The sequence below is a fragment of the Pseudoalteromonas sp. S2721 genome (assembly GCF_005887425.1).
GTDB lineage: Bacteria > Pseudomonadota > Gammaproteobacteria > Enterobacterales > Alteromonadaceae > Pseudoalteromonas > Pseudoalteromonas simplex.
Window position 1 is genome coordinate 139876 of the sequence record NZ_PNCZ01000028.1, and the last position, 17043, is coordinate 156918.

The 17043-nt window shown below is 42.5% G+C and carries 15 protein-coding genes; 8 read left to right on the plus strand and 7 right to left on the minus strand.

The window, feature by feature from the left end; genetic code table 11:
• Positions 1 to 36 precede the first annotated feature (36 nt).
• The 8 genes from tatA (at position 37) to CWC02_RS12265 (ending at position 8504) form a co-directional block, all read left to right on the plus strand.
• Positions 37 to 276: a Sec-independent protein translocase subunit TatA gene (tatA, locus tag CWC02_RS12230; RefSeq protein ID WP_054552343.1), complete on the plus strand. Its 240-nt coding sequence runs from the start codon at positions 37 to 39 to the stop codon at positions 274 to 276.
• A gap of 5 nt (positions 277 to 281) precedes the next feature.
• Positions 282 to 614, plus strand: a complete 333-nt coding sequence (gene tatB, locus CWC02_RS12235) for a Sec-independent protein translocase protein TatB (protein WP_054552342.1) — start codon at positions 282 to 284, stop codon at positions 612 to 614.
• A 50-nt stretch (positions 615 to 664) separates the two neighbouring features.
• Positions 665 to 1405, plus strand: a complete 741-nt coding sequence (tatC, locus tag CWC02_RS12240) for a twin-arginine translocase subunit TatC (protein WP_138618510.1) — start codon at positions 665 to 667, stop codon at positions 1403 to 1405.
• 1 nt (position 1406) lies between these two features.
• Entirely contained in the window at positions 1407 to 1931 is a 525-nt protein-coding gene (locus CWC02_RS12245) for a hypothetical protein (protein ID WP_054552340.1), read from the plus strand.
• The gene (locus tag CWC02_RS12250; protein WP_138599080.1) at positions 1931 to 2713 is read left to right on the plus strand and encodes a TatD family hydrolase; all 783 of its coding nucleotides are present in this window, start codon (positions 1931 to 1933) and stop codon (positions 2711 to 2713) included. The genes CWC02_RS12245 and CWC02_RS12250 overlap by 1 nt, the downstream gene beginning before the upstream one ends.
• A 1-nt stretch (position 2714) precedes the next feature.
• Positions 2715 to 4571 (plus strand): sensor domain-containing diguanylate cyclase, encoded by a 1857-nt coding sequence (locus CWC02_RS12255; RefSeq protein ID WP_054552338.1) that lies wholly within the window; start codon positions 2715 to 2717, stop codon positions 4569 to 4571.
• A 13-nt stretch (positions 4572 to 4584) separates the two neighbouring features.
• Positions 4585 to 5595, plus strand: a complete 1011-nt coding sequence (hemB, locus tag CWC02_RS12260; RefSeq protein ID WP_054552337.1) for a porphobilinogen synthase — start codon at positions 4585 to 4587, stop codon at positions 5593 to 5595.
• Positions 5596 to 5726: 131 nt separating this feature from the next.
• Positions 5727 to 8504, plus strand: coding sequence for an ExeM/NucH family extracellular endonuclease (locus CWC02_RS12265; protein WP_138618512.1), 2778 nt, complete (start codon positions 5727 to 5729; stop codon positions 8502 to 8504).
• Between the two features lie 43 nt (positions 8505 to 8547).
• Here the strand turns inward: CWC02_RS12265 and CWC02_RS12270 are convergent, their stop codons facing one another.
• The 7 genes from CWC02_RS12270 to CWC02_RS12300 form a co-directional block, all read right to left on the minus strand.
• Entirely contained in the window at positions 8548 to 8964 is a 417-nt protein-coding gene (locus tag CWC02_RS12270; RefSeq protein ID WP_138618514.1) for a hypothetical protein, read from the minus strand.
• Between the two features lie 386 nt (positions 8965 to 9350).
• Positions 9351 to 11438, minus strand: a complete 2088-nt coding sequence (gene fusA / locus CWC02_RS12275) for an elongation factor G (RefSeq protein ID WP_062566304.1) — start codon at positions 11436 to 11438, stop codon at positions 9351 to 9353.
• Positions 11439 to 11647: 209 nt separating this feature from the next.
• Positions 11648 to 12376, minus strand: coding sequence for a response regulator (locus CWC02_RS12280; protein ID WP_054552333.1), 729 nt, complete (start codon positions 12374 to 12376; stop codon positions 11648 to 11650).
• A gap of 37 nt (positions 12377 to 12413) precedes the next feature.
• Positions 12414 to 14036: an ATP-binding protein gene (locus CWC02_RS12285; RefSeq protein ID WP_054552332.1), complete on the minus strand. Its 1623-nt coding sequence runs from the start codon at positions 14034 to 14036 to the stop codon at positions 12414 to 12416.
• A 14-nt stretch (positions 14037 to 14050) separates the two neighbouring features.
• Positions 14051 to 15589, minus strand: coding sequence for a tripartite tricarboxylate transporter permease (locus CWC02_RS12290; RefSeq protein ID WP_054552331.1), 1539 nt, complete (start codon positions 15587 to 15589; stop codon positions 14051 to 14053).
• 3 nt (positions 15590 to 15592) lie between these two features.
• Positions 15593 to 16057, minus strand: coding sequence for a tripartite tricarboxylate transporter TctB family protein (locus CWC02_RS12295; RefSeq protein WP_054552330.1), 465 nt, complete (start codon positions 16055 to 16057; stop codon positions 15593 to 15595).
• Positions 16058 to 16066: 9 nt separating this feature from the next.
• Positions 16067 to 17032 (minus strand): Bug family tripartite tricarboxylate transporter substrate binding protein, encoded by a 966-nt coding sequence (locus tag CWC02_RS12300; RefSeq protein ID WP_370316435.1) that lies wholly within the window; start codon positions 17030 to 17032, stop codon positions 16067 to 16069.
• Positions 17033 to 17043 lie beyond the last annotated feature (11 nt).

Below are 17043 nucleotides of genomic sequence, written 5' to 3' on the forward strand. Positions count from 1 at the left end.
GTCTATTCAATAAATTTGATAAAAACGGAGTAACCCATGGGTTTTGGTGGTATCAGTATTTGGCAATTAATCATTATTTTAGCAATCATCGTGTTGTTATTTGGCACAAAGAAACTTCGTGGCATTGGCGGTGATTTAGGTAGCGCAGTAAAAGGCTTTAAAAAAGCCGTGTCTGATGATGACCAAACTAATTCCAAAAGCGAGCAAATAGAGCAAGCTTCTAACACGCAAAGCAAAGAAACCGTAGAGAAAAGCAAAGACGACCATAAGGCTTAATCAACATGGGGATGTGGGAACTTGTTGTCGTACTTATCGTAGGTCTGATTGTGTTAGGCCCTGAGCGCTTGCCTGTGGCAATTCGTACAGTTAGCCGCTGGGTAAAAACATTAAAGTCAGTCGCCAATTCAGTGAAAGCTGAAGTGAACGAAGAACTCCGTATCCATGAGCTTCACGAGAACTTAAAAAAAGCAGAACAGCAAAATTTGCAAGAGCTCACACCAGATCTGCAAGATTCTGTAAACGAACTTCAAAAGGCTGCTCAGTCAGTTACCCACAGTTATAAAAAAGACACACCAGAAAAAGCAGAAACTAACAATAATGACGAAAAAAAGTGAATTTAATCTCTGCTTTTGTGGTCAATAACAATGATGATGAATAGTAAATTATGACCGAGCAAGCTCACACAGGCTTTGTTGGCCACTTGATTGAGTTACGAAACCGACTCATGAAAGCTTTGTTAAGCATTTTGCTAATATTTATCGCCTTGGTGTACTTTGCCAACGATATTTATAGCTTTGTTGCAGCTCCACTGATTGCAAACTTGCCAAGCACTGCCACCATGATCGCAACGGATGTAACAGCACCTTTTTTTGCACCGTTTAAACTCACCTTATTTGTAGCGTTATTTGCTGCTATTCCCATGATACTGCATCAAGTTTGGAGCTTTATAGCACCAGGTTTGTATCAACATGAAAAGCGCATGCTAATGCCAATTTTGGCCTCAAGTATCTTGCTATTTTATAGTGGTATCGCATTTTGCTACTTTATGGTGCTACCTATTATTTTAGGGTTTTTTACTAATACTGGCCCTGATATGATGACATTAGCACCTGATATTAGTAGTTATTTAAGTTTTGCTTTAAAACTGTTTTTTGCTTTTGGTATTGCGTTTGAAATACCTGTTGCCATCATGCTGTTATGCTGGAGTGGCGCAACAACAACGAAAAGTTTAAAAGAAAAACGACCTTATATCGTGGTAGGTGTATTCGTGGTTGCCATGTTCTTAACACCTCCTGATGTACTGTCACAAACATTGCTAGCATTACCCATGCTGTTATTATTTGAATTAGGTTTAATTTTGGCTGCATTCTATACCGCCAAACCTCAACAGGAATCCGAGGAATAAAATGAAAAAACAACTCATTCCCTTCGTTGCTCTTTTAACTATTGCTGGTACTGCACAGGCAGACGAAGTTAACTTACAAGCATTGCAAGCCTGTACTTTTGTTGAAAATGATTTTAACCGCTTACTTTGTTACGACAACGTAATGGCAGGTAAATCACTTTCAAAACCGGCTACAAAAAAACAAATTGAGCAACCTGTAACTAGCTCAGCAGCTCCTGTTGCCGCGGCAGCCGCAACAAGTGAACAAGCTCTAAAAACAAAAAATGAAGACTTTGGTTTAGAGCACAAAGAAGTTGCAAAAAAAAATGATGACGAAATAACCGCAGTGGTTAAGAGCGTTAGAAAAGCGCCTTACGGGGAGCTGATTATAGAGCTAGAAAACGGTCAACAGTGGCGCCAAGTAGGCTCAGATAGAATGAAGCTAGAGGTGAGCGACAAAGTCATAATTGAACGAGGCGTTTTCAATTCATTCTTGTTAAGAATCGAAGGGCAAAACCGTTCAATTCGTGTTAAGCGTACTGACTAATGAACTATTCGCTAGTTGATGCTGGCGTCAATTTAAGCAATCATCAATTTGATGATATTCATCAAGCTGTGTTACAACGTGCCGCAGAGGCAAATGTAACACAGATGCTTCTTATTGGCTGCGATCTGCAAAGTAGCCAAGCCTCTCTTAAACTCGCCAAACAGTTTAAGCAATTTTGCACAGCTGGGGTCCACCCTCATGATGCAAAAACTGCAGATGATCAGCTTGAAGCACACTTAACAACTCTCAGCCAACACCCTGAAGTGGTTGCAATTGGCGAGTGTGGCCTCGATTACAATCGTGACTTTTCTCCTCGCGATGTTCAGCGCAGCGTTTTTAGACGCCAGTTACAGCTTGCTGAGCAACTAAATATGCCTGTGTATTTGCATGAGCGAGATGCCAGCGAAGATATGCTCGCAATCTTGAGTGATTACAAGGTACGAGGCGTACTACACTGCTTCACGGGTGACGAAAACGCACTCCAAAGTTACCTAGCAATGGGGCTTTATATCGGTGTTACAGGCTGGGTCTGCGATGAACGCCGTGGTGAACAACTACAAGCCTTAGTACCAACTATCCCTTTAAATCGCTTGTTAATTGAGACTGATGCGCCCTTTTTAATGCCGAGAAATATTAGGCCTAGACCTAAAACTCGCCGTAATGAGCCTCAGAACCTTCCTTATGTATGTCAGCAAATTGCTGATTTAAAAGGCTCAGAATTTACTGAAGTGGCAAAACAAACTACACTAAACTTTCAGCAATTATTTTCCATAAAGGGTTAAGATGAAGCGCCTATGGTCACTTTGTGGCGTAATCTTCGTTGTTTTATTTACTCCTTACTTGCAGGCTAACTCCATTGTTGTTAGTTCACAATTCAAATCTCAACATACGCTTAATGTTGAGTACACCCTTGATCCTATCACTCAACAGCAAGCCTTTAGCAGTAACAATGTAACTTGGCATTCAAGCCAAGGCGAAACCCTAAATCTAGGTATGACTCTAAAACCAATGTGGCTCAAGCTATCGATAAGAAACACCTCATTAGATGTTATTCCACTGATATTATCGATAGATAACCCTTTACTCGATGAAGTGAGCGTGTTTCATCTTCAAGGTAGCCAATTATTATTTAACACAAAGATTGGGGATGCAGTCCCATTATCTAATCGGCAAATCAAAAATGAGTCTCTGTTAGTCTCATTAACCATTCCAAAAGCCAGCCACTCCGTTGTTTATCTTAAAGTTAAAAACAATGGGGGTTTAAGAGTACCTCTAAGCCTTTGGAAACCCTCAGAATACCTAAAGCATAAAAGTAAATTTAATTTATTGTACGGTTTATTAGTCGGTTTTATATTATCACTCGCACTCACTAATTTAGTGCTTTATGGCTTTTCTAGACGCCGCTATTTCGCCTATACAGGATTATTACTTACCTTGCTGTGGCTTTCTTTGGCTTACCTTTATGGCTTTGGTTATCGTTATTTACAACCTAGTGGCTCATCGTTTCAACAACTGACAATCCCAACTCTATTTTTTATCTGTGGTGCGTTATTTGTACCATTGCAAGGCTATATATTCGGCTTTACCAAATCTCGCTTAAACCGTTTTCAGTACTGGCTAGCATGGGCAGTTGTGCTTGCCACTATAACAATGTGGTTTTTGCCTATTCATATTGCTATCACACTCTGCTTATTGAGTTTACCTGCGGTGCTTATCATTTTTGCAGGTATTGCTCTAAAGCAGTTTAATCATGAATATAAGCAGCCGTGCATTGGCTTTTTTGTTGCTTTGTTCGCTTTCTTCTGTGCCATTGTTTACAGTGCACTCGGTGTATTTAATCCATTTGATTTAAATATCGGAATGCTTTCGCTCACCTTCGTTTGCTTTTTAGTTTGTAGCTTGAGCTTGAGTTATGCGGTAATAAAATTGTTTTTGATGCAACGCGACGCTGAAGTCGCAGCGCAACAAAATGCACTAGCAGAGAGTAAAGCACAAGATACCTTAATGCGTGAGCGCCTTGAACTGCAAGAGCAAGCACGCCAAGATCTTGAAGCTAATATTGAAGAGCGTACCTTTGAGTTACAAGTGACATTACGCGAACTTGAAGAGAAAAACCGAGAGCTTGAACAGCTCAATATGGAAGATGCCCTCACTAAAACCAAAAACCGCCGCTACTTTGATAAAAAACTATTGATGGATATTCGTCGCTCGCGACGTGAACAAACACCTTTAGCTATCATCATGTTAGATATTGACCACTTCAAAGCAATCAATGATACCTATGGTCATTTAACCGGTGATCAAACCATTCAAGCAGCTGCAGATGTCATCAAACAGCATCTTAAACGACCTCTCGATGAAGTGGCGCGCTATGGCGGCGAAGAATTTGTAGTGTTATTACCGAATACACCACTAGAAGGTGCATTAGAAATTGCCGAACAAATACGCAAAGCAGCCCAAAATACTGATATAATAGTTGCCGGAACAACGATTAAATTTACTTTGAGTGCAGGTGTTTACAGCGCAATTGCTGAAGACATTAATAACCCAAGTTTTTTCACTGACTATGCCGACAAAGCCTTATATCATGCCAAGCAAACAGGTCGAAATCGCGTAGTGAGTTATCCTCTACCAGACTAGGAGTATACAAAGCATGGCCCAATCAGGACTCGACCTTTTCCCTTATACACGTATGCGCCGCATGCGTCGTGATGACTTCTCTCGTCGCCTAATGGCTGAAAACCAACTAACTGTAAATGACCTTATTTTTCCCGTATTTGTGCTAGAAGGTAAGAACCGCCGCGAAGCCATTGAGTCAATGCCAGGTATAGATCGTCTTTCTATTGATTTGTTGCTTGAGGAAGCAAAAGAGCTTGTAGAGCTAGGTGTACCTGCCGTCGCTATTTTCCCGGTAACACCGAGCGATAAAAAATCCCTTCTTGCTGAAGAAGCCTATAACCCAGATGCATTAGCACAACGCACTGTACGCGCACTGAAAGAAGCTTTTCCTACATTAGGTGTGATCACAGATGTTGCACTTGACCCATTCACTGTTCATGGTCAAGACGGCATCATCGATGAAGACGGTTATGTGATTAACGATGTAACAACTGAAATCTTAGTTAAACAAGCGTTATCGCATGCCGAAGCGGGTGCTGATGTAGTTGCGCCATCAGACATGATGGATGGACGTATTGGTGCAATTCGTGAAGCTCTCGAAGCCGAAGGCCATATCCACACTCGTATCATGGCTTACTCAGCTAAATACGCTTCAAGCTACTATGGCCCATTCCGTGATGCGGTAGGTTCTGCAGGCAACTTAAAAGGTGCCGATAAAAAGACCTATCAAATGGACCCTGCCAACTCTGATGAAGCGATTCGTGAAGTAGCCCTTGATCTGCAAGAAGGTGCAGACATGGTAATGGTGAAACCAGGTATGCCATATTTAGATGTAGTACGCCGCGTAAAAGATGAGTTTGGTGTACCAACATTTGCATACCAAGTAAGCGGTGAATATGCTATGCATAAAGCAGCCATTGATAACGGTTGGCTTGCAGAAGATGCAATAATCATGGAGTCATTATTAGCATTTAAGCGCGCTGGCGCCGATGGCATCCTGACTTATTTTGCAAAACAAGCTGCAAAATGGTTAAAAAACAACTAACTTAAAAAAATGTTCTTAAAATAGGTCATTATTTCTATTTTATTAACATTTTGTATTTAATTTGTCATAGATTTTTCTTAAAGTACTGTGTCCCATATTGGGACTTTAATAATACATACACGGGAAAAATAATGATAAATACAAAATTAACGCCGCTCGCGCTTGTTATTGCAAGCCTGAGCGCGCCTGCTTCTGCCAACCTAATCATCTCTGAATATGTTGAAGGAAGCTCTAACAATAAAGCGGTAGAGCTATACAACACATCGAGTGCTGAACTATCGCTTGACGGTTACACCATCTCTTTATACTCAAATGGTAACGGCGATCTAGCAGACCCTAATAACAGCTTAGCTTTAACAGGTACTCTTGCAGCAAATGCAACCTACGTTATTGTAAATGCGGGCTCTGCTGATGAGTTAAAAGCCAATGCAGATACTGAATCAACAATCACTTACTTCAACGGTGATGACGCATTAGTGCTAACTAAAGATGGTGCAATTGTTGATAGCTTTGGTCAACTGGGCGTTGATCCAGGTTCAGCATGGGATGAAGGCGGCGTTTCAACACAAAATAAAACACTGCGCCGTAAAGCAACTGTTACTACAGGCCGTACTGATGCAACCTCTGCGTTCAACCCAAGCGATGAGTGGGAGCAATTCGACCAAGACGATTTCAGCAATATTGGTCAATATGGTGAGAGCACAGAGCCAACGCCTGAGCCAGAACCTGTCACTCCCCTTGAGTGTGGTGCAGCAAAAACCTTAATCAGCGCAATTCAAGGTGAAGGCGGCGACAGCCCGCTTATTAACACTGAAGTAGAAGTTGAAGGTGTTGTTACAGCTGACTTCCAAGGTGATGATCAACTAAAAGGTTTCTTCATTAGCTCACTTGCTGCTGATGTTGATACAAACCCACTAACTTCTGAAGGTGTATTTGTTTATTTCGCAGATACCGACGTTGCAGTTGGTGACCATGTGCGTGTTAAAGGTAGCGTTGCTGAATACTACAGCGCAACACAACTAGGCGATGTTAGCCAAGTTGAGATCTGTGCGACAGGTTTATCTACTGATGCAACCGCTATCACTTTACCAGTTACTGACGTGGCAGACCTTGAAGCTTACGAAGGTATGTTAGTAACCATCGCGCAACCTTTAGTCGTTAATAACAACTACGGCCTTGGTCGCTATGGTGAAGTTGACTTAGGTACTGAGCGTTTATACCAAGGAACTCAAGTAGCGCTTCCAGGCGATGCAGCAAATGCTGTTGAAGCTGAAAACCTGAAAAAACAAATCTTAATCGACGATGGTTCAACAAAGCAAAACCTTGATCCTATTGCTTACCCAGGTACGGGCCTTGATGCCTATAACACATTACGTTTAGGCGATACTGTTAATACGATTACCGGTGTAATGGGTTACAGCTTCGACCGTTATCGTATTCACCCAACAGTACAACCTGAGTTCACTGCAACTAACCCTCGTACAGATGCACCAGAGCTTAACGAAGATGCAGATCTACGTGTAGCAAGCTTTAACGTATTAAACTACTTTAATGGCGACGGCCAAGGTGCAGGCTTCCCAACTAGCCGTGGTGCAGATAGCGAAGAAGAGTTTACTCGCCAAGAAGCTAAATTAGTTAGCGCAATCACGGCTATAAATGCTGATGTGATTGGCTTAATGGAAATCGAAAATGACGGTTTCGGTGAAAATAGCGCCATTGTTAGCCTAGTATCTGCACTTAATGATGAAGATGCAGAAAATACCTACGCATTCGTTGATTTCGGCGTTGACCAAATTGGTACTGATGCAATCACGACAGCACTTATTTATCGCTCAAATAAAGTATCTGAAGTTGGTAAGGCTGCTCATACCACAGTAGAACCTTTCGATTACAGCAATCGCCCGCCAATTGCACAAAGCTTCCAGTCTCTTGAAAGCAAAGAAATCTTCACTGTTGCCGTTGCCCACCTAAAATCTAAAGGCGGCTGTGGTAGCGCTGAAGGTAATAATGCTGACTTAGGCGATGGTCAATCATGTTGGAATGAAATCCGTGTTGCGGGTGCAAATGCATATGCTGATTGGTTAGCCACTTACCCAACAGAAGTTGAAGATGAAGATATCATCCTAGTGGGTGATATGAACGCATACGCGATGGAAGATCCTATCCGTGCATTTGCAGATAAAGGTCTGAAGAGTGCGGTTGCTGAACTAGACGGCGACACATTAGGTTATTCTTATAGCTTCTCTGGCCGCATTGGTAGCCTTGACCACGCACTAGTCTCTGAATCTATGCTTGCTAAAGTTGTTGCTGCTACGGATTGGCATATCAATGCCGATGAGCCAATCAGCCTAGACTACAACCTTGAGTATAAATCATCGACACAACAAGCTAGCCTTTACGCTGACGATGCATACCGTGCATCTGATCACGACCCAGTGATTGTTGATATCCAATCTGCAGAGCCTGTTCCAGAACAACAAGCGCCAGTAATCGAAGTTCAGCAATCATTCGAAATCGTTGAAAACAGTGAGGTAGGCGCTGTGATTGGTCAACTTGTTTTCTCTGATGGTGACGCTGATTATACACCTGTCGTTAGCTTTAGCATTGAAGGTGAGCATGCTGACGCGATTGCAATCAGTGCTACAGGTGAAATCACAGTAGCCAAAGAGCTCGATTTTGAAGAAGAAGACAAGCTTACATTAATGATCCGTGCAGAAGATAGCGCAGGCAACTTATCAGAAGCACAACTGCTATACATCAACATTACCAATGATGTGGCAGATGATGTAACCGAAGAAGTTGAAGAAGATGAAACTGAAGAAGAGTCAAAAGATGATGATTCTGGTTCATTTGCTTGGTTAAGTCTACTTGCTTTACCATTTGCACTTCGTCGTCGCATGAAAAAATAAGCGACACCGCATTAAGTAAAAAGGCCGCTTATCGCGGCCTTTTTTATATTTCACACTCTAAAACTGATTCAACTCTAGAGTTGGCTTTTGCCTTATAGAGTCTTTCAATCTCAATTTTTTGCTCATCGCTAACTTGCCAATTAAAGAATTGGCAGCTTTTTCCATTTACTAAATCTACTTTAAAAATAGTTAGAAATGCGAGCTGAGAGAACTCAACTGCAGCAATATCTTCAGTGTTAATATAACGCTTTTTAATTCCACGCGAATAACAAATTCCCGCTTTATAACAGTGTAAAAAGCGCAGTTGTAAGAAATTTAAAATAGTTATAAAGAGCAAAATAGGTAAAAGAAACAAAAGTAGCGATGTTCCAAGAAAAGTAACGCTTAATAAAACAAGAATAGCAAACGCTATCTTGGTTCCCTGTAGAGTCCAATTAGGACTTAACTTTATCGTTTTCATGAGGCTGAATCTTAAAATTTTAATGATAATAAGCTGACGTTTAATACAAAATGATTAAAGAATCATTCGATTGCTATTTTACAGAGTCTAAAAAAGGGACACAAGGTACAAAAAAAATACTTTTGTACTAGAAAAAAGAAACTGGACCACAACTCATTATAAAACCGCTACTTTTTACCTATCATAGATTTAAATTAAAATATTATAATTTATACCACTCATACCAATCCGCTTAATTAAGTTGTCTATTTTGAGGCAATAAAACCTCAAAATGATTAAGTATTATTGCGGGTTGGTATCACACCAATTCATTTAATAAGCGGTCTATTTTAGGCAATAAAAAACCCGCAACAAGTGCGGGTTTTTTAAAGAAGTTAAAAGGCTAATTACTTAGCAGCTTTTTTCTCTTTTTCTGCAGCGATTACTGTTTCAGCAACGTTTGCAGGACATGGTGCGTAGTGTGAGAACTCCATAGAGAACTGACCACGACCAGAAGTGATAGTACGTAAGTGGCCGATGTAACCGAACATTTCAGAAAGTGGTACATCACCCTTGATGCGAACGCCCATTGCGCCAGCTTCTTGGTCTTTAATCATACCACGACGACGGTTAAGGTCACCGATTACGTCACCTACGTTGTCTTCCGGAGTGAATACGTCAACTTTCATGATTGGCTCAAGAAGTTGTGCACCCGCTTTAGGGATAGACTGACGGAAAGCGCCTTTAGCAGCGATTTCGAACGCGATTGCTGATGAGTCAACTGCGTGGAAAGCACCGTCGAAAAGTTCAACTTCAACGTCTAATACTGGGAAGCCAGCTAGAACACCTTCTTGCATCATTGATGCGAAGCCTTTCTCAACTGCAGGCCAGAATTCTTTAGGTACGTTACCACCAACAACTGATGAAGAGAACGTGAAGCCTGAGTTTTGCTCGCCTGGCTTGATGCGGTAATCGATCTTACCGAATTGACCAGAACCACCAGATTGTTTCTTATGCGTGTAGCTATCTTCGATTTCTTTCGTGATAGTTTCACGGTAAGCAACCTGAGGTTGACCAACAACTAGGTCTACGCCGTAAGTACGCTTAAGGATATCTACTTTGATATCTAAGTGAAGCTCACCCATACCTTTAAGGATGGTTTCGCCTGAATCTTCGTCAGTTTCAACTTGGAATGAAGGATCTTCTGCAACCATCTTACCGATCGCGATACCCATCTTCTCGTTACCGCCTTTGTCTTTAGGAGCAACAGCGATTGAGATAACTGGATCAGGGAAGATCATCGCTTCAAGTGTACATTCATGCTTAGGATCACAAAGAGTGTGACCAGTTTGAACGTTCTTCATACCAACAACAGCGATGATGTCACCCGCTTGTGCTTCAGTAAGTTCGTTACGCTCGTCAGCTTGCATCTCAACCATACGGCCGATACGCTCTGTTTTACCAGTTGCTGAGTTAAGGATTGTATCACCTTTCTTCATGCGGCCAGCGTAGATACGGATGAACGTAAGTGCACCGAAACGGTCGTCCATGATTTTGAACGCTAACGCTTTAAGTGGCTCATCTGCAGAAACAGTTGCTACTTCACCAGTAGGCTCACCTGTTTCAGGATCAGTTAGAGGTTGTGGGTCAACTTCTGTAGGCGAAGGTAGGTAATCTACAACCGCGTCTAATACTAACTGCATACCTTTGTTTTTGAATGCAGAACCACAGTATGTTGGGAAGAACGCAAGATCACGAGTACCTTTACGGATACAACGTTTGATGTCTTCTAGAGAAGGCTCTTCACCTTCCATGTAAGCCATCATTAGGTCTTCGTCTTGCTCAACAGCAGACTCAACAAGCATCTCATGGTATTCATCAACTTTGTCTACCATGTCAGCTGGAACGTCTTGTACTTCGTAGTTTTCAGGAAGACCAGTCTCGTCCCAAACGTATGCTTTTTTCTCAAGTACGTCTACAACACCAGTGAATTGGTCTTCGATACCGATTGGTAAAGTCATAACTAGTGGGTTAGCACCTAGTACTTTCTCAACTTGACCTACAACGCGGTAGAAATCAGCACCCATACGGTCTAATTTGTTTACGAAGATTACACGTGCAACTTCTGATTCGTTCGCATAACGCCAGTTAGTTTCTGACTGCGGCTCAACACCACCAGAACCACAGAATACACCGATACCACCGTCTAGTACTTTAAGTGAACGGTATACTTCTACTGTGAAGTCAACGTGTCCCGGAGTATCGATAACGTTTAAGCGGTGGCCTTTCCACTCACAAGTTACAGCTGCTGATTGGATTGTAATACCGCGCTCAGCTTCTTGTTCCATGAAGTCAGTAGTAGACTCACCGTCGTGTACCTCACCAGTCTTATGAATTTTACCCGTAAGCTTAAGGATACGCTCAGTGGTGGTAGTTTTACCCGCGTCAACGTGGGCGAAAATACCAATATTTCTGTACTTCGATAAATCTGCCATTATTTTACTCTTAATAAAGTCGAAAAATTATTCGGCGGGAGTATAGCATTACTTAAAGCGAACATCACCATCGAAGTCGCTTAAAATGCAATCAATTTTATAAAATTTTTCTATGCTCAGGATAAGCGGCACTTTTTAACGTGCCGAACAGTGAGTTTATGCTACTAAAATCGCTAATTTAGCGCTGATTTGGCATTTAAATGATGTGATTAGCTACTTGTCATTTTATAACAACGCTCGGGTCGCCCGATACTTCCGTAGCTCTGATCAGCACTGACTTGCTCAGCTTCAAGCAAGTATTCAAGGTAACGACGGGCTGTTGAGCGGCTTACGCCGACTAAATCACCCATTTGCTGAGCAGTAAAAGCCGTGCCAATATTCGCTTTAAACGCTTTTAAGATCTTTTGCAAAGTAAGCTGATCCACCCCTTTTGGCAACCTGACCGGGGCTTTTAACTGTTCTTGCGATCCAAATAAAGTATCGACCATAGATTGAGTTACTTCATCGGCATCTGACAAACATTGTTGCCTTGCTTCGAATCGCGCCAGCGCTTGATCTAAACGATTTAGCATTAATGGTTTTACTAAGAAGTCACAGGCGCCAAGTTGCATGGCTTTTTCCAGTGTTTCTACTTCTTTTGCTGCGGTTAATAGCATTACTTCGCTTTTCATTTCTTCGCGGCGTAATTCATTAAGTAAATCAAGGCCATTACCATCGGGTAAATGAATATCGAGCAAAATTAAATCGGCATTAATCGCCGATAATAGCGCTTTCGCAGTAGCAAGATTGCCTGCAATACCAACAACCTGATATTGCCCCTGACGCAGTGTTTGCCGCGCCCCTTGTTGGCCAGCAACGCCATGAGGAAGTAATAAGTATTGCGCCAATAATTGGGCTACTTCAACTTCGTCTTCAACAATGACAACTGAGTAAGTCATGTTCTTTACCTTTTATTTATAGGCTGATCATTTTTTATTATTTTGGAATGTAGACACTTAAGCGTGCCCCCATCAGATCAGACTCACCTATTTCTAAACTACCACGACACGAATCTAAGTTGGTTTTGACCAAATAAAGGCCGATACCATGCTCAGCCCCTGACTTAGAACTGTATTGTGGTGTAAATATCACATCCTTGTCATCGCCTAAACCAAAACCGCTGTCTTCAACATCAAACAATAGTGTTTTACTGGTTTCATCAACCGTAACACGAACCTTAGGGGTACGTGTATCGCTAGCTCGAATAGCAGCTTCAATTGCGTTATCAATCAAATTGCCAAGTATCGAGACAACCCGTTCAAGCATATCTTTACGGGTGATCGATCCTAATAAGCTATCTGGATTAAGCTCAAGTATCACGTTTAATTCACGGGCTTTGTGGTATTTACCAACCAATAAACCTGCTAGTACCGGATCTTGGATCCTTTCGAGTAAATGATGGATCTGCGCTTGCGAGCCTTTACTTTCTTGACCAATTAACTCAATTGCCTGATCCGTTTGCCCCATTTGAATTAACGCACCAATTAAGTTTAGCTTGTTCGAGTAATCATGCGTTTGCACTCGTAATAACTCAGCAAAGGCTTGCACTTTAGTTAATTGCTGCGATAAATATTCGAGTTCATCCGCAGGGCGCATACTCAGCAAAATACCATCAGCCTGACCTTGCACTTGCAATGCATATCGTGACAACACAATGCGTTTATCGGCGGCAAATAATTCAAAACCTACAATCGGACGCTGTTGGTTATGCATCAAAAACTCGCTATGTTCAGGAAGCAAATCTGCAAGCTTAAGTGGCTGATGAATACAGCTAGTCGGTTTACCGAGGATTTCGCAAGCACGCTGGTTTAAGTTACGCACGTTACCCTCAGGATCGAGAGCGATAATGCCGCTACGAACAGTGTTCAAAATAGCATCTTGCTCAGAGAACAATCGTGCTATTTCATCAGGCTGTAAACCAAAAATAGCATTACGAACCCGTTGACCAATATACACCGCAGCCAAAATACTTAAACCGACTAATAATAAGCCCCAAAGCATAATTTCAGCACTGCGAGCACGAATAAGCGGTTCAATTGACTGCACTAAAAAGCCAACCGAAACCAAGCCGATAACTTCGCCCTGCTCTGAAAGCACGGGGACTTTGCCACGAATAGACTCGCCCAAACTCCCTTTTGCAATCGACACATACCGCTCACCACGTAGCGCCGCTTTACTATCACCACCCACCATCGGCTTACCGAGCTTATCAGAGTCGGGGTGAACAATGCGGCGAGTATTTCTATCACCAATCACGATAAAGCTGGCAGCGGTGAGTTCACGAATATGCTCTATTTGCGTATTTAACTCATCAAGCCCTTGCTTGGTCTGCAATGCGCTTTGCACATCATCCCGTGAGGCAATACTGGTTGCGAGCGCAAGCGCTTTATCACCCATGTGGTTATGTAAGCTTTCTGCAGTGATCTGATACACCAAAGCGCCAAACAACACAGCTTGCAAAACACATAGACCGGTAACCCAAATAATGAGTCGCGTTTCTAAGCGCTTAGGTTTTTTAACCATATGCTGAAATGGGTTTAGCTTATTGGTGTATCTCATATCAGTGCCTTGTTCTACGCATGTTGCTCTGCTTGCGTAGCTGCTTTTTCTTTACGACGTTGGACAATATAGTCTTTCAGTGGGAACAACAACACTAAGATCGAAATCACAAAAATACTCAGTGTTAATGGGCGGTCCCATAAAAAGCTCAGCGAGCCATCTGAAATCATCATGGCACGGCGGAAGTTTCGCTCAATCATATCACCGAGGATAAAGCCAAGTAATAAAGGTGCCATCGGGAAAGCTAACAATCGAAGCACCAAGGCCACCAGCGCAAAGCCCACCATCATAAATAAATCAAAGGTGTTAAATGACACTAAATACACACCAATTAAGCTGAAGAATAAAATCATCACGGTCAGCACAGATTTAGGCATTGCCAACACTTTAGCGAAATATGGGATCAACGGCAGATTCAAAATCAGCAGTACAATGTTGCCAAAGTACATACTGACAATAACTGCCCAAAACACGCTTGGGTTTTCTTGCATTAACATAGGGCCCGGCTGAATACCGTAAGCAATTAATGCCCCTAGCATGATCGCTGTTGTACCAGAGCCTGGAATACCTAAAGTCAGTAATGGTACAAATGAGCCCGTACAGGCTGCATTATTAGCCGACTCAGGTGCCGCTAAGCCACGCATTGAACCCTTACCAAATTTATCTTTCAGTGCTTTTGGAGCAAGGTTACGCTCAGTAGCATAGGCCATAAAGCTGGCAATCGTTGCCCCTGCGCCCGGTAAAACACCGACTATAAAGCCAAGTAAAGATGAGCGGCCAACCACAGGAGCCATATCTTTGACTTCTTCTTTAGTCAGTTTTGTTGAACCAATTTTTGGCGTATCAGGATCGTCAATTTTTTTATCTGGCTCAGCTTCTGGGCGCGCCACATTAATCAGTGCCTCAGCCAACGCAAACGTTGCCATTGCTACTAATAAAAAGCTAATACCATCTAATAAATCAGCTTGGCCAAAGGTAAAGCGCTCGGTACCTGAAGAGGGATCAATACCTACCGTTGCCAGCATTAAACCAAATACCGTCATCATCATGGCTTTTAAAAATTGCCCTTTATTAGAGAACGCAGCAATCGCCGTTAAGCCTAAAAACATCAGTACAACATAATCAGGCGATTGGAAACTTAATGACACTTTCGCTAATAATGGCGCAGCCACCATCAATAAAATGGCGCCAATCGTCCCACCTATAAAGGATGAATAAGCTGCAATCGCAAGGGCTTTACCAGCCTTACCTTGTTTTGCTAGTGGGTAACCATCAAACGATGACGCTACTGTCCCCGCTACACCCGGCGCATTAATCAAAATAGAAGAAGTAGAGCCACCGAATATAGCCCCGTAGTAAACACCGGCCATTAAAATCATGCCCGAATCAGCACCGATGCTGTAAGTGATCGGGATCATCAACGCAATTGCAGTAATTGGACCAAGACCAGGTAGCATACCAATGAACGTGCCAACAAAGCAGCCTACAATCACATATAACAAGTTGTTCCAGTCGAGTACGGTCGACAAACCTAACATAATTCCATCAAGCATAACTTAACTCCACAGGTTGCCAGGTACTAAGTAAATGCCCAGTACTTGTGTCATTAAAAACCAAAAAACCACGGCCACAGGCACAGAAGCAAACAACAACACTGCCTTACGGCGTTCGCCCATGATAAAAAAGCCCGTAATTAAAAAGGCACTGGTGGCAATTAAAAAGCCGAACGGTTCAAGCATGGCGCTATAAGCAACCATTAAAACCAACAGTGCAAAGGTACGTAGTAAGTTGCCCTTACTGAGTAGATCTGCTTTTTCTGCAGGCGCTTGCTTTAATAAGTTGGCACCAATCGATAGTACACACACCACGATACCGAATACTGCATACACTTTTGGTAAGGTAGCAGAAGTAACGCTTTCGTACTCTTCAAATGGCATAAGTGGAATTTGCCAAGCCACAAGGGCGTAGAGAGTAAAGAGGACCAAGAATAAACTTGGTCCAATTAGTTCACGGTTTAACATCGTCTAACCTTAGCCTCGGATAAAACCAAGTTCTTTCATTACAACGCGTAATTGCGCTTCTTGCTGTTCAAGCGATTTAATAAACGCTTCTTTTTCTTGAAATAGATTTAGCCAACCATTACGAGCACGAACCGCTTCCCACTCAGGAGTTTGTTGTAGCTTACGTAGCTTTTCTGTGTACTCGGCTAGTTTGTCTGCTGGTAAATCTGGGGTTGCAAAAAAGCCGCGCCAGTTTACGAACTCCATGTCGTAACCTAGCGACTTTAAGGTTGGAATTGCTGGGTAATCTGGCAATTTATCTGCAGAAGTCACCGCTAAAATACGTGCCTGACCGCCATTCGCGACTTCGAGTGCTTCACTTAAGCCTGTTGAAAGTAAGTTGACCTCACCCGACAGTAAACCTGCTTTCGCTTTACCACCGGCATCGTAAGGAATGTAACGTAAACGACGACCATCAAGACCCGCCGCTTTCACCGCTTGTGCAGCCACTAAGTGATCCATGCTGCCGCGCGCAGAGCCACCTGCTACTTTTACAGAGCCTGGGTCTTTTTTCATGGCATCAATAACGTCTTGCCATGTTTTAAATGGTGAGTCATTACGCACAACAAACGCACCATAATCAGCAATCATGCTGGCAACTGGTGTTAAATCGCGATAGCTGTAAGGAATTTTGCCTGATAATGCGCGCAGTACGATAGGCGTTGAGTTAACCATCAACATATCGCCTTTTTTAGTGCCCGACTCAATCAAGTAAGCAATTGCACGGCCACCGCCGCCGCCCGACATATTCTGAAATGATGCATTATCTTCAATGCCCGCTTTGACCATTGCTTCACCGACACCACGTGCTGTAGTATCCCAACCGCCGCCTGGGCCACCCGGTACCAAAAAGTGTAAGTTTGCTAATGCCAGTGGGCTGGCTACTAATAATGAAGCTGCTAAAACAGATCTTTTTAATGATTTAAACATAGTCATAATGCACGACT

Bases quoted from the DNA above. Each gene is read 5' to 3' on its own strand.
- tatA (WP_054552343.1), top strand. From the start codon at position 37: ATGGGTTTTGGTGGTATCAGTATTTGGCAATTAATCATTATTTTAGCA.
- tatB (WP_054552342.1), top strand. From the start codon at position 282: ATGGGGATGTGGGAACTTGTTGTCGTACTTATCGTAGGTCTGATTGTG.
- tatC (WP_138618510.1), top strand. From the start codon at position 665: ATGACCGAGCAAGCTCACACAGGCTTTGTTGGCCACTTGATTGAGTTA.
- CWC02_RS12245 (WP_054552340.1), top strand. From the start codon at position 1,407: ATGAAAAAACAACTCATTCCCTTCGTTGCTCTTTTAACTATTGCTGGT.
- CWC02_RS12250 (WP_138599080.1), top strand. From the start codon at position 1,931: ATGAACTATTCGCTAGTTGATGCTGGCGTCAATTTAAGCAATCATCAA.
- CWC02_RS12255 (WP_054552338.1), top strand. From the start codon at position 2,715: ATGAAGCGCCTATGGTCACTTTGTGGCGTAATCTTCGTTGTTTTATTT.
- hemB (WP_054552337.1), top strand. From the start codon at position 4,585: ATGGCCCAATCAGGACTCGACCTTTTCCCTTATACACGTATGCGCCGC.
- CWC02_RS12265 (WP_138618512.1), top strand. From the start codon at position 5,727: ATGATAAATACAAAATTAACGCCGCTCGCGCTTGTTATTGCAAGCCTG.
- CWC02_RS12270 (WP_138618514.1), bottom strand. From the start codon at position 8,964: ATGAAAACGATAAAGTTAAGTCCTAATTGGACTCTACAGGGAACCAAG.
- fusA (WP_062566304.1), bottom strand. From the start codon at position 11,438: ATGGCAGATTTATCGAAGTACAGAAATATTGGTATTTTCGCCCACGTT.
- CWC02_RS12280 (WP_054552333.1), bottom strand. From the start codon at position 12,376: ATGACTTACTCAGTTGTCATTGTTGAAGACGAAGTTGAAGTAGCCCAA.
- CWC02_RS12285 (WP_054552332.1), bottom strand. From the start codon at position 14,036: ATGAGATACACCAATAAGCTAAACCCATTTCAGCATATGGTTAAAAAA.
- CWC02_RS12290 (WP_054552331.1), bottom strand. From the start codon at position 15,589: ATGCTTGATGGAATTATGTTAGGTTTGTCGACCGTACTCGACTGGAAC.
- CWC02_RS12295 (WP_054552330.1), bottom strand. From the start codon at position 16,057: ATGTTAAACCGTGAACTAATTGGACCAAGTTTATTCTTGGTCCTCTTT.
- CWC02_RS12300 (WP_370316435.1), bottom strand. From the start codon at position 17,032: ATGACTATGTTTAAATCATTAAAAAGATCTGTTTTAGCAGCTTCATTA.